This window comes from Mannheimia indoligenes (assembly GCF_036880405.1).
GTDB classification, from domain to species: domain Bacteria; phylum Pseudomonadota; class Gammaproteobacteria; order Enterobacterales; family Pasteurellaceae; genus Mannheimia; species Mannheimia indoligenes.
Genome location: NZ_JBAJJM010000007.1, coordinates 195348 through 207516, shown reverse-complemented (window position 1 = coordinate 207516; position 12169 = coordinate 195348). Strand labels below are relative to the sequence as shown.

General features: G+C 39.0%; 14 protein-coding genes. 5 read left to right on the top strand and 9 right to left on the bottom strand.

Annotated elements, in window-relative coordinates; genetic code table 11:
• Positions 1–68: 68 nt before the first annotated feature.
• Positions 69–272, top strand: a complete 204-nt coding sequence (locus tag V6W77_RS06105; protein WP_112110828.1) for a hypothetical protein — start codon at positions 69–71, stop codon at positions 270–272.
• Between the two features lie 55 nt (positions 273–327).
• Entirely contained in the window at positions 328–1011 is a 684-nt protein-coding gene (locus V6W77_RS06100) for a hypothetical protein (protein WP_334254100.1), read from the top strand.
• Between the two features lie 35 nt (positions 1012–1046).
• Here the strand turns inward: V6W77_RS06100 and serS are convergent, their stop codons facing one another.
• The 3 genes from serS to V6W77_RS06085 form a co-directional block, all read right to left on the bottom strand.
• A complete protein-coding gene (gene serS / locus V6W77_RS06095; protein ID WP_334254099.1) occupies positions 1047–2354 on the bottom strand; it encodes a serine--tRNA ligase in 1308 nt (435 codons plus the stop codon).
• 68 nt (positions 2355–2422) lie between these two features.
• A complete protein-coding gene (gene smpB / locus V6W77_RS06090) occupies positions 2423–2902 on the bottom strand; it encodes an SsrA-binding protein SmpB (protein WP_025236190.1) in 480 nt (159 codons plus the stop codon).
• A 131-nt stretch (positions 2903–3033) separates the two neighbouring features.
• Positions 3034–4443 carry a YcjX family GTP-binding protein gene (locus V6W77_RS06085; RefSeq protein WP_334236267.1) on the bottom strand — a complete coding sequence of 470 codons (1410 nt, stop codon included), beginning with the start codon at positions 4441–4443 and terminating at the stop codon, positions 3034–3036.
• 60 nt (positions 4444–4503) lie between these two features.
• On the opposite strand from V6W77_RS06085, the gene V6W77_RS06080 reads away from it, so the two are divergent.
• On the top strand, positions 4504–5352 hold the full coding sequence (locus V6W77_RS06080; protein ID WP_334254098.1) for a CYTH domain-containing protein: 849 nt from the start codon (positions 4504–4506) through the stop codon (positions 5350–5352).
• A 32-nt stretch (positions 5353–5384) separates the two neighbouring features.
• Here the strand turns inward: V6W77_RS06080 and V6W77_RS06075 are convergent, their stop codons facing one another.
• Genes V6W77_RS06075 through V6W77_RS06060 form a run of 4 tightly spaced genes read right to left on the bottom strand, consistent with a single transcriptional unit; the run spans position 5385 to position 7096 of the window.
• Complete coding sequence (locus V6W77_RS06075; protein ID WP_283385694.1) at positions 5385–5855, bottom strand: hypothetical protein; 471 nt, start codon at positions 5853–5855, stop codon at positions 5385–5387.
• Positions 5848–6012: a YoaH family protein gene (locus tag V6W77_RS06070; protein ID WP_081732107.1), complete on the bottom strand. Its 165-nt coding sequence runs from the start codon at positions 6010–6012 to the stop codon at positions 5848–5850. The genes V6W77_RS06075 and V6W77_RS06070 overlap by 8 nt, the downstream gene beginning before the upstream one ends.
• 17 nt (positions 6013–6029) lie before the next feature.
• Positions 6030–6758: a tRNA pseudouridine(65) synthase TruC gene (gene truC / locus V6W77_RS06065; protein ID WP_334229080.1), complete on the bottom strand. Its 729-nt coding sequence runs from the start codon at positions 6756–6758 to the stop codon at positions 6030–6032.
• 26 nt (positions 6759–6784) lie between these two features.
• On the bottom strand, positions 6785–7096 hold the full coding sequence (locus V6W77_RS06060; RefSeq protein ID WP_025236185.1) for a YqcC family protein: 312 nt from the start codon (positions 7094–7096) through the stop codon (positions 6785–6787).
• An 87-nt stretch (positions 7097–7183) separates the two neighbouring features.
• Here V6W77_RS06060 and trpCF point away from each other — a divergent pair, with 87 nt between their 5' ends.
• Both trpCF and mnmC read left to right on the top strand, forming a co-directional pair.
• Positions 7184–8608: a bifunctional indole-3-glycerol-phosphate synthase TrpC/phosphoribosylanthranilate isomerase TrpF gene (gene trpCF, locus V6W77_RS06055; protein WP_334254097.1), complete on the top strand. Its 1425-nt coding sequence runs from the start codon at positions 7184–7186 to the stop codon at positions 8606–8608.
• 216 nt (positions 8609–8824) lie between these two features.
• Positions 8825–10825 (top strand): bifunctional tRNA (5-methylaminomethyl-2-thiouridine)(34)-methyltransferase MnmC2/FAD-dependent 5-carboxymethylaminomethyl-2-thiouridine(34) oxidoreductase MnmC1, encoded by a 2001-nt coding sequence (gene mnmC / locus V6W77_RS06050; protein WP_334254096.1) that lies wholly within the window; start codon positions 8825–8827, stop codon positions 10823–10825.
• Between the two features lie 42 nt (positions 10826–10867).
• On the opposite strand, the gene lpxA is transcribed toward mnmC, so the two are convergent.
• Together lpxA and fabZ are read right to left on the bottom strand one after the other, a co-directional pair.
• On the bottom strand, positions 10868–11662 hold the full coding sequence (gene lpxA / locus V6W77_RS06045; protein WP_025236182.1) for an acyl-ACP--UDP-N-acetylglucosamine O-acyltransferase: 795 nt from the start codon (positions 11660–11662) through the stop codon (positions 10868–10870).
• A 31-nt stretch (positions 11663–11693) separates the two neighbouring features.
• Positions 11694–12161 carry a 3-hydroxyacyl-ACP dehydratase FabZ gene (gene fabZ / locus V6W77_RS06040; protein WP_025236181.1) on the bottom strand — a complete coding sequence of 156 codons (468 nt, stop codon included), beginning with the start codon at positions 12159–12161 and terminating at the stop codon, positions 11694–11696.
• Positions 12162–12169 lie beyond the last annotated feature (8 nt).

The window sequence follows — 12169 nt, the reverse complement described above, 5'->3', positions numbered from 1 at the left end:
AAGCTAGACAGCGGAATTTAGAACAGGCAAAATACAGAATATATAACCAGTAGTGCAAGGAGTGAGTGATGTCTATTGTGATTGTTAATACTGATTTTGTTGTTCACAAAGAAGATGAGGAGTGGACAACAGAAGAAATTAAGATGATAGAAGAACATTTATTGGAAGAGAAATCGGCTCCATACCAAGTAAAAAAAGACGTACCAAAACACGTGTATACCAATATCGCTGAACGTTTATCTCGAGGGGATGTAAAGGGTTGGGCTTATTAGCTTGACTATCGTGGTCTATGAAAATATTGAGTAGATATAATAAGTAGGTAGAGGTATGTTAGCACCAGATTTGTTTAATTTTCAAACAATAATTATTAGTATAATAACTTTTATTCTTGGTCTACTCTTAGGTTGGAGTACGGAGTTTATGAAACGATCAGGAACTATAAGTGCTGATTTAGCTCATAAGGACGATTTAGCTGTTATTACGGAAAGTATTGAGGGAGTAAAGATAGCTTTAGCTGAGGATTTAGAAGTTGTAAAATCAGAATTATCTAAATCAAATATAGCTTACCAAATTAGATACTCAAAAATGTATGAGAAGAGTGTATTTGAATTAGATAAACTTATTAAAAGTATTAGCTTTTTACCTATATGGTATTTAGATGAGTATTCGGCTCTTTCTAAAGTAATAGATAGTCAAAAATCTAAGGCAATAATAAAATTATTTGAAGATATTGAACAAAAAATAGGAGATTTGCAGAGAGCAACTAAAGAATCCTATATGTGGTTGCCTAGAGATTTAGTTGGATTTATTTTGAAAGAGCTAATTGAATTAGATATAGAACATTACAAAATACGTAAAAGAGCAAAGTTAGGTATTAAAGATGACGATTTTGTAAGTGATGAAATATACCCATATTTATCAGAGTTTCGGCTTGTTATATCAGAAAAAGAAAGTGCTATTTTACATGAGGTAAGAAAATTTGAAGTTTATGCAATAGATCGAATTTTATAAAATAACCCAGAACTAACGTTCTGGGTTATTTTATGTTAAGCCGTAATCACTTCCACTCCGCCCATATAAGGTCTTAACACCTCTGGTACAGTAATTGAACCATCTGCATTTTGGTAGTTTTCAAGTACCGCTACAAGTGTACGCCCTACCGCTAAACCCGAACCGTTTAACGTGTGAACTAAGCGAGTTTTCTTGTCGCCTTTCGCTTTGCAACGAGCTGACATACGGCGGGCTTGGAAATCCCACATATTTGAGCAAGATGAGATTTCACGGTAAGTGTTTTGAGCTGGCAACCACACTTCTAAATCGTAAGTTTTCGCTGCTCCGAAGCCCATATCTCCGGTGCAGAGTAGCACTTTACGGTACGGTAAGCCTAAAAGTTGTAATACTTTTTCTGCGTGGCCCGTTAACTCTTCTAAGGCTTCCATTGATTTTTCAGGGGCAACGATTTGCACCATTTCCACTTTTTCAAATTGGTGCATACGAATTAAACCACGAGTATCACGTCCGTAAGACCCCGCTTCTGCACGGAAACAAGGGGTGTGAGCGGTATATCGTAATGGCAAAGTATCTTCATCAATAATTTCATCACGAACAAGGTTCGTTACTGGCACTTCCGCTGTTGGAATTAAACCAAATGGGCGTTGTACCTCGTTTGGATCTTGTCCCATCAAAGGTTGGGTGTGGAATAAATCTTCGCCGAATTTCGGTAGCTGACCTGTGCCGTAAAGGGTGTCGTGGTTCACTAAAAACGGCACGTTGGTTTCCACATAGCCGTGCTGTTCGGTGTGAAGATCTAACATAAATTGTGATAACGCACGGTGTAAGCGAGCTAATTTGCCTTTCATCACCACAAAACGGCTTGCGGTTAATTTCACACCTGCCGCAAAGTCTAAGCCGCCTAAGTTTTCACCTAAAGCAACGTGATCTTTCACTCCAAAATCAAATTGACGAGGTTCGCCCCAACGAGAAACTTCTAAGTTTTCACTGTCGTCTTTACCTAATGGTACTTCTTCTGCCGGTAAGTTTGGTACAGATAAAAGTAAATCACGAATTTCGTTTTGTACTTTATCTAATTCCACTTTAGCGTTATCTAGCTCATTGCCCATTGAATCCACTTCCGCTAATAATGCAGAAATATCTTCGCCACGCGCTTTTGCTGCTCCGATATTTTTCGAGCGAGTGTTGCGTTCTGCTTGCAAAGTTTCGGTTTTTACTTGTAAGGTTTTACGCTGTTCTTCAAGGGTTTTTACACGTTCTACATCTAAAATGAAATTACGTTTAATTTTAAGTGCTTGTGCGATTTCATCAAGATTTGTACGAAGTAGATTTTGGTCGATCATATTAATTTCCTATTTTGTTTGTAGGGATGCACTGCGTGCGTCCGTTTATTTTTTGAATTTTGTATTGGTTAGCCACGATTTGCATTTTTCATAATGCGTTGTTTCGCTACCTGCCACTCACGGTCTTTAATATCTTCCCGTTTATCGTGCAGTTTTTTACCTTTCGCCAAGCCGATTTTCACTTTTACCCACGCACTTTTCCAGTACATTGCGGTGGCTACGATGGTAAAACCTTCACGGTTCACTTTACCGAAAAGGGAATCTAGTTCTCGTTTATTTAGGAGTAATTTACGAGTACGAGTTGGGTCTGAAACAATATGTGTCGATGCCATATTCAATGGGGTAATCATTGCCCCAAATAAAAATGCCTCGCCGTTACGGAAAATCACATAACTGTCGCCGATATTCACTTTCCCTGCACGTATCGCCTTCACTTCCCAGCCTTGTAATTCAAGCCCGGCTTCGATTTCCTCTTCAATAAAGTATTCGTGTCTGGCACGTTTATTTAATGCAATCGTATTTGATGCAACTTTTGGTTTTTTTGCCATAATTTTAAAAGTGTTATAAAAATTCTTTAAATTCTACCTTAAACGAGCTAAACAGTGAACAACGAAAATCTTTGCAAGCGGTTAAATTTTTGGAAAAATTTGCAAGAAATTGATAAAAAAGCACCGCTTGATTACTCAAACCTATCCGCTAATAAAAATTGCAACACGGAATCCATTCGTAAATGTGGGATAGGTTGGTCATAGTCAATTTGTTTCGGTTCAAATTGGTCGAACTCAAAACGGTTAAATTGCCAATAATTCTTATCCGGCAAGCGGTTCGGCACGGTGCCGGGGTAGAGTGTAACTTGTTTTTTATCGCTTGAGCGAATCCCCCGAATGGCTCTGATGGTTTTATCGTTTTGAGTTACTTTTACCGCATCGGTTGCTTGAATGGCAGAAATGGCTAAATAGCCTGTTTCGATGCCGTCAAATTCGGCGTGTCTGCCACCTTCTTGTACAAGTTGCCGCATTAGGCTTTCTAAGTTTGGCACTTGATCACCGGTGATATGGTCTGCCTTTGTCGCAATAAACAATAATTTGTCGATGTTCGAGGAAAATAAGCGGCTAAACAGTGAACGATTACCGTAATGGAAATGTTTGAAAAGCTGTTGTAGCCCTAATTTCATTTCCATAAATTCATTGTAGCCATAGTTTAATGGGGTGAGGCAATCAGCCAAGATCACTTGGCGGTCAAATTGGGAGAAATAATCCTCATAAAACGGCTTTACAATCTTTTTCTGGTAATGTTCATAACGTTTTTTCAATGTGTGGAAAAAGCTATTTTTATCGCTTTGCTCCAACTTTTCCCAATCTGATTCACTTAAATCTAATAGCGGGAAGAATTGAAAAACCGGTGCACCTTTAGTATTTTCGGTCGGCAATACAAATCTACCCGGCTGAATATATTGCATTCCCTGTGCTTTACACGCGAGTAAATAATCGGTGTATTGCTGGCTCAAATCTGCCAGTAAGTTTTCATCGGCTTTTGCAAAAAGATCGATTTTTTTGACCGCTTGTAACCACGCCTCCCCCAGCGTTGCACGTTCATCTTTATGCACAGCTTGCTGGGTTTGCGACCACTCTTTATAAGAAAGAGAGAGCAGCGGTAGATCTAACAACCATTCACCCGGGTAATCAAAAATATCTAAATACAGCGTACCGGTTTCTTTGATATGACGAAGTAATGAATGTTGACGTTGGTAGCGAATCGCAAGGCGAATTTCACTAATTCCCGTCGTGGAATTTGACCAACGAGGCGGATTAGCTTCAAAGCATTGGCGGTTTTTGTCATATTCAAAACGAGGAATGGTTAAATCACCCTGTTCGACTCGCTTAACGGACAGAATTTGCCCGTTACGAGCCGGAGCAAATAAATTCAAATGCGTATTACCTGCTTTGTTGATATGTAAAAGCTGATCCACAAGGCTGGTAATAAAGGCAGTTTTCCCGCTACGGCTTAAGCCTGTAACCGCAAGGCGTAAATGATTATCTAGCCCACGTTGGACAAAGTTATTGAGTTTATGCTGAATTTTAGAAAACATTTTGCAAAATTTCTTGATAAAATGACCGCTTGATTATACAACGTTGTAGAGTAGTGTGAAATGGAAAACAAAAATCAGGCAGAAATTGAGCTGAAAATAATGCTCGAACCGCATAACATTTCGTTAATTGAAAATTGGTTAAATAGTGTAAAAGCATTTGAATTGCTTGAGCAGAAATCCCAAACGCTAGGTAATAGCTATTATGATACTCCAGAGCAGTTTTTTGCTTCACAGAAGATGGGACTACGAGTTCGCTCGCAAAACCATCAATTTGAGATTACGCTTAAAACCAAAGGCGAAATTGTAGGTGGATTACATATTCGCCCTGAATATAATTTATCTCTTCCAACTAACCAGCCTGATTTTCTTACGTTAGTTGAAAAATTTAATTTGCCGTTTGAGAATGCAGAGCAAATTGCTAATAGTCTGCAAACTATTTTTAGCACGGATTTCACTCGTCAAATTTGGTTATTTAAGGTTGGAACGTCTGAAATTGAAGTAGCATTAGATCAAGGCTTAATTAAAAATCAATATGGCGAAGAGGCAATTTCTGAGTTGGAATTTGAAATAAAACAAGGAAATTTAAGTGATTTATTTAACTTAGTGGATACAATGCCAAAAGCAGACGGAATGTGGCTAAGCGGTTTAAGTAAAGCTCAGCGTGGCTATTTGGTTGGACAAGCGGTCAAATTTGAACAAGAAATTGCAAATGCAATGCAACAAGAAAATAGCTATAAATTGGAGCAACAGCTGGCAGATTTTATTCGTATTGCGGAAGAGAAAGCAAGCGTGCTTGAGCGGTTTAATCAATGCACAAATCAGCAATTAGAAACTTGGGAGGAAGCGAAAGCATTTGTGAAAGGTCAGGACTATTTAATGGCGAATTTAGCAATCTTGAAAAGCATATAGTAAAAAACCACAGATTACTCTGTGGTTTTTGTTTATTTTACAATTTCAAATTCTAAGCCTTTGAAAACCTGGTCGTTAATTTGAACGTCCATTTTGTATTTTCCGATGGGATCGGTTTTGTCAAAGTCCCAACAACGACTCACATATTTTTCGGTTACATTATTTAAATTGGTAATAATAGTATTACTCGTGCCATCTGGAGAGGCTTGAACCTGAGAACCTTCAGAAATAGCTTTTGATTTTGCCGGAGCATAAATTGCTTCTGCAATCATCACTTTACCTTCTACAGGCACATTAATGCTGTTCCAACATAGTCTATTTTGTTTTTTAGCAATATTGAGTTTGTTGCCTTGAATTGGTTTGGCAACTTTACCACTTACATCAAAAATCTGTATTGCGACAGCAGGTTTCCCGTCTAATGGTTTAGTAACAGGCTTTTCTGCTGCTGCAAAACTATAGTGAGATACCATAGCTAAGGTAAGTACTGTGAATAATTTATTCATTGTTCATTTTCTCCGATTTTTGGTGCTTTTCTCTTAATTGATTAGCAATAATTTGAATGGCTTCTCCGGCACTTATACCTTCTGCCATCAGTTTTTGAATTTCTTCCACGGCGGCTTGTTGCTGTTCGTGTGTGAGTGATAGAAGTGAATTATCCATATCTTCCTCGTCTTTGTCTAATAGTATTGCGTAAAGTTCCAGTCAAAAAATGTAAAGAGCTGTCGCCATTGTTCATCAAGCGGTGCAATTATCTCGATTTTTTGCAAATTTTTGGGGTGCTGAAATTGTAATTTATGGGCGTGCAACATTAAACGGCTCACGCCTGATTGTTCGCTTAAGGCTCGATTTTGGTGTAGATCGCCATATTTACTATCCCCCATAATCGGGTGGAAAAGATGTTTCAAATGGCGACGAAGCTGGTGTTTCCGCCCGGTTTGTGGAAAAAGTTCCACCAAACTATAACGTGCGGTTTGGTGTTTACCAACCGCATAAGGCATTTCCACCGTTGCCAACCCTTTGTAATCGGTAATTGCCTGTTGAGCCTCTTTTTCTTGCGAAAATTTATCGGCGATTTTATCTAAAATCACTTTCAGCGGATAATCAATCCGAGCCTCACCTTGCAAATAACCTCGCACAACCGCTAAATAGCTTTTTTGGATTTGATGTTGTTCAAATTGTTCACTCATTAAACGTGCCGTTTCGCTGTTTAGAGCAAAAAGCAGCACGCCGGAAGTTGGGCGGTCTAAACGATGAATCGGGAAAACGTGTTGCCCGATTTGATCCCGCAAGGTTTGCATCGCAAACACTGTTTCGTGCTTATCTAGCCAAGAGCGATGCACTAACATTCCGGCAGGTTTGTCAATGGCAATAAGTTCATCGTCTTGGTATAAAATGTCTAAGGTCATATTATTTTGAGGGCGATTAATAGAAATTAATCTTTCAACAACGTTTCTAATTTCAATACAGGCTCACAAATTGCCTGCAAATATGCTTCATTTTTTAACGCTTCTTCCAAATAAGGTGTAATGGCAAAATTGCGAGGTAAATCGGCGGTAGCTTCTAAAATAGCTCGCATTCTTGGAATAAAAATCCATTGTAGCCATTGAGTTGGTGTGAGCGTTTCAACACAAAACGGTTGCTCATTGGCAAGTGCCTCAGGGCTTGGCGGAGTAGCTTCCCACAGTTGATTAACACGCAGGGCAATTTCTAAATCTGATAAATGTTGTTTAACTTGATCTTTCATTTCAGTTTCGCTTGTGAAATTCGTCTTTTTCAGGTAAAAATAAGCACAGATTCTACCACTCAAACTTATTTCTCTCTAGGAATTTATATGCAAAATACCGATTCAACTAATCAGCCGACTATTTTACAAAAAATCGTACAAGATAAAACGATTTGGGTGGAGCAAAAGCAACAAGATTTCCCATTAAGCGAATTTCAGCACAAAATCGTGAAAAGTGAGCGTGATTTTTATGCTCAATTGGCAAAAGGTTCTCACCAAGAGCCTGCGTATATTTTAGAGTGTAAAAAAGCTTCGCCATCAAAAGGATTAATTCGAGCAGAGTTTGATTTAGACAGTATTTCGGCAGTTTATAAAAACTATGCCAGTGTGATTTCTGTTTTGACTGATGAGCAATATTTTCAAGGCGATTTTCGCTATATCGACCAAGTTAAACGTCAGACTACACAGCCGATTTTGTGTAAAGATTTTATGATTTCGCCTTATCAAGTTTATCTTGCCCGTTTTTATAACGCTGATGCGATTTTGCTGATGTTATCGGTAGTTGATGATAAAACTTATCGTGAACTCTCAAATTTAGCTCACGAGCTAGGAATGGGGGTGCTGACTGAAACCAGCACCGAAGCAGAATTTGAGCGTGCATTAGCGTTAGGGGCGAAAGTGATTGGCGTGAATAACCGAGATCTGCACACGCTCACGATTGATATGAACCGTATTGTACGTTTGGTGGAAAAATATCAAGACCACATTCCTGTTGATGTTTGTTTAGTCTCTGAGTCAGGTATTAATGATCACAATCAGGTTAAACGAATTAAGCCTTATGTTAACGCTTTTTTGATCGGCAGTAGTCTGATGGGGAATGCGGATCTAAATAATGCGGTGCGTGCAGTGGTTTTCGGCGAAAATAAAGTGTGCGGTTTAACTCGAGTGCAAGATGTAAAAGCAGTGTATGAGCTAGGGGCATTGTATGGCGGTTTAATTTTTGCCGAAGGCTCGCCACGCCAGCTTTCGCTTCGCCAAGCACAGGAATTAGTGGTAAATGCACCACTTCGTTATGTGGGCGTATTCCAAGATCAAGCGGTCGAATTTGTGGAGAAAATTGCAAAACAGTTAGAGTTATTTGCGGTGCAATTACACGGCTCTGAAGATGATGGATATATTGCAGAGTTGGCTGAAAAACTTGGCGATCAAACCCAAATTTGGAAAGCATTATCAGTGGATATTGAAGCGGAAAATGTAGAGTTTGAGAATAATCCACAAGTTGCTCGTTATGTGTTAGACAGCAAAGTGGCGAACCAGCAAGGCGGTACAGGCAAAACTTTTAACTGGGCGTTAATTCCAGAAACGTTGAAGCAGAAATCATTATTAGCCGGCGGTATTAATGCGGAAAATATTGAAACTGCCTTAGCTCAAGGCTGTTTAGGAGTGGATTTAAACTCAGGTGTTGAAAGTGCCAAAGGCGTAAAAGATTTGGAAAAATTGACCGCTTGTTTTACGAAAATTATTCACGCATAGCGACACAGCCCATTAAATTGTGTTAGAATAAAAACGATATTTTAACAATAACTAACAATGAGGATTTATATATGGGTACTTTGGGTTATTCAATGCTAACAGTGGCTTTCGCACTTAGTATGATCGTCTTTTTAGCCTACAATATTTTCTAATATTTATTTATTATTAAGGCACGGAAAATCTCTTGGTTTTCCGTGTTTTGTTTTGAGGGATATGATGTCTAAGCTTACTTTTGCCTCACTTTCGTTTAATGCTGCAAATACGCCTGTTTCAGAGCAATTTGATGATATTTATTTTTCCACCCAAGATGGTTTAGCGGAAAGTTATTATGTTTTCCAAGAAGGTAATCAACTTTGGGAAAAATGGCAATCTCACACAAAAGATGCCTTTGTGATTGCGGAAACAGGCTTTGGTACAGGTTTAAATTTTTTAGCAGTTGCTGATAAATTCCAGCAATTTCAAGCGGAATTTCCACAAAGTAAACTCAAACGGCTTTATTTTATTTCATTTGAGAAATTCCCTCTCACTTCAAGCCAGCTCAGCGAAATTCATCAACATTACCCACAATTTGCAAACTTATCTGAAAATTTGACCGCTTGTTGGCTGCCACGTCAGAACGGCTGTCAGCGTTATCACTTTAAACATATTTATTTGGATTTATGGTTTGGTGATATTGCAGAGAATTTACCTCAGTTAGGTGATCTTTATAATAGTACAGTCGATGCGTGGTTTTTAGATGGTTTCTCGCCCGATAAAAACCCTGAGATGTGGAATGACCATTTATACCAGCAAATGTTTCGTTTAACTACGAATGGCGGCAGTTTTGCAACTTTCACGGCTTCAAGTAATGTGAGAAGAGGCTTGCAAGCAGCAGGTTTTGATGTAAAAAAACGTAAAGGTTTCGGCAAAAAACGAGAAATGCTGTGGGGAGAAAAACCGCTTGAAAGCTTAATTCAACCGCCTAGTTATCCTTATTTTTATGCCAAAAATGAAAATGTGGAAGATATTGCGATTATTGGCGGTGGTGTGGCAAGTTTATTCGTTGCGTTATCACTGTTAGAAAAAGGCAAACAAGTTACGCTTTATTGCAAAGACGAAAATGTAGCGATGAATGCCTCCGGTAATTTGCAGGGGGCAATTTACCCACAGTTGAGTGATGATGATGAACGAAATGTGCGGTTTTATATTCACAGTTTTGACTATGCGTTGCAAAGATTAGCACAGCTTAAAGCGGAAGTAGAATTTGAGCATAATCTAAACGGTGTAGCACTTTATGCCTATAATGATAAAACAGCGAAAAAACTTGCCAAAATGGCGGAACAAACTGATGACGAAACGCTATTTAAATTGTGTTCTGCTGATGAATTAAGCGAGAAATTAGGCTTAAATGTACCAAAGGGTGGGGCTTTTATTCCACAGGGTGGTTGGCTTTCGCCAGTACAGTTTGTGAGAAATGGCTTTGTGTGGCTTGAAGCTAAAGGGCTGAAAATAGTGCTTAATCACAAAGTTGAGAATTTGCTATTCGTAGATGGAAATTGGCAGTGGCAAACCAACGACGAAACTTTTCAGCACCAAGCGGTTGTACTGGCAAATGGTTATACATTGAATGAATTTAGCCAAGCTAATGGCATTCCGCTTTATCCTGTACGGGGGCAAGTGAGCCAAATTCCTACTACAATGCAACTGCAAAAACTAAAATGTGTGGTTTGCTATGATGGCTATTTAACGCCAATGGCGAAATCGGGGACGCATTGTATTGGGGCAAGCCATATTCGAGATAATGCAGAAACCCGTTTTAGCGAAACAGAACATTTAGAGAATATTGCAAAACTTCAGCAAAATTTAACCGCTTGTGAGTGGACAAATGGCATTGATTATTCGCAAAATCTGGCAAAAGTTGGTATTAGAGCGGCATTTCGAGATCGTATTCCAATGGTGGGGGCAGTTCATCATTTTACTCGCCAGAAAGAGCAGTATGCCAATTTATACAATCAGCTAAGACGCAAACAAGCGGTCGAAAATGCGGAAATTTTTGCAAATTTATATATGGTGAATGGGTTAGCTTCTCGCGGTTTGACTACCGCTCCATTATTGGGGGAACTATTAGCAAGTTTGATTGCTAATGAGCCAGTGCCGATAAGCGAAGATATTTGGCATAATTTAAGTCCAAATCGAACTTGGTTACGGAAGTTGCTAAAAGGCTCTCCGGTTGAATAAAAATAAACCCCGAAATGTAATTTTCGGGGTTTATTTTATTATTTAGCGAATAATACCACGCGTTGAGCGTTTGAAGAATTCTTTGAAAATAGCAACAGCCGGTTCGTTTGCTGCCAGTTGTTCAATTTCTGCCAAACTCTCTTCTAATGTTTTTCCACTAGTATAGATTAGTTTATATACTTTGCGGATTGCGTGTAACGTTGCTTTATCAAAACCACGACGTTTTAAGCCTTCAAGGTTAATACCAAACGGACGAGCGTGGTTACCTTGTGCCATTACATAAGGAGGAACATCTTGGCTCACCATTGAGCCGCCGCCTAGCATAACGTGTGAGCCAATGACCACAAACTGATGAATTGCAGACATTCCACCTACAATCACGAAATCATCTAACGTAACGTGTCCTGCAAGTGTACCATTGTTAGCAATAATGCAGCGGTTACCAATAGAGCAGTCGTGAGCAATATGGGTGTTGATCATAAATAAATTATCATCGCCGATTTTAGTTACACCACCGCCTTGTACTGTACCACGATGAATGGTTACGCTTTCACGAATACGGTTACGATTACCAATGATGACTTTAGTCGGCTCGCCTTGGTATTTTAAATCTTGGTTGATTTCCCCAATACTGGCAAATTGGAAAATATGGTTGTCCTCGCCAATTTCAGTTAAACCATTAATTACAACGTGTGAATGGATTTTTGTTCTTGCACCGATTTTTACATCTTTACCAATCACCGTAAATGGTCCGATTTCAACACGAGCACCAATTTGTGCACCCTCTTCAATAATAGCAAGTGGGCTGATTTGAGCGGTTGAATCAATTAGACGCATAGTTAGCTCCTTTAATTTTAGCTAGATTAAATTATTTACGGCGTGCACACATTAAGTCCGCTTCACACACTAATTTTCCATCAACGTATGCTTTACCTGTGAATTTAGTGATACCTCGCACTTCTTTTAAAAATTCCACTTCAAGTTGAAGCTGATCGCCGGGTACTACAGGACGTTTAAAGCGAGCATTATCAATCGCAGCAAAGTAATAAAGTTCATCTTCATTTAACTTACCATAAGTTGCAACTGCTAATACGCCTGTTGCTTGAGCCATAGCTTCAAGAATTAATACACCGGGAAAAATCGGAGCATTTGGGAAATGACCTGTAAAACACGGTTCATTAAAAGTTACATTTTTAATCGCTTTTAGCCATTTGCCTGCTTCATAGTCTGTTACACGATCAACTAAAAGAAAAGGGTATCTATGCGGTAACATACCCATAATTTCGGTAACTTCAATAATTTTAGACTCACGATTTTCAGTTGTAGTTTCTGACACTTTAGACC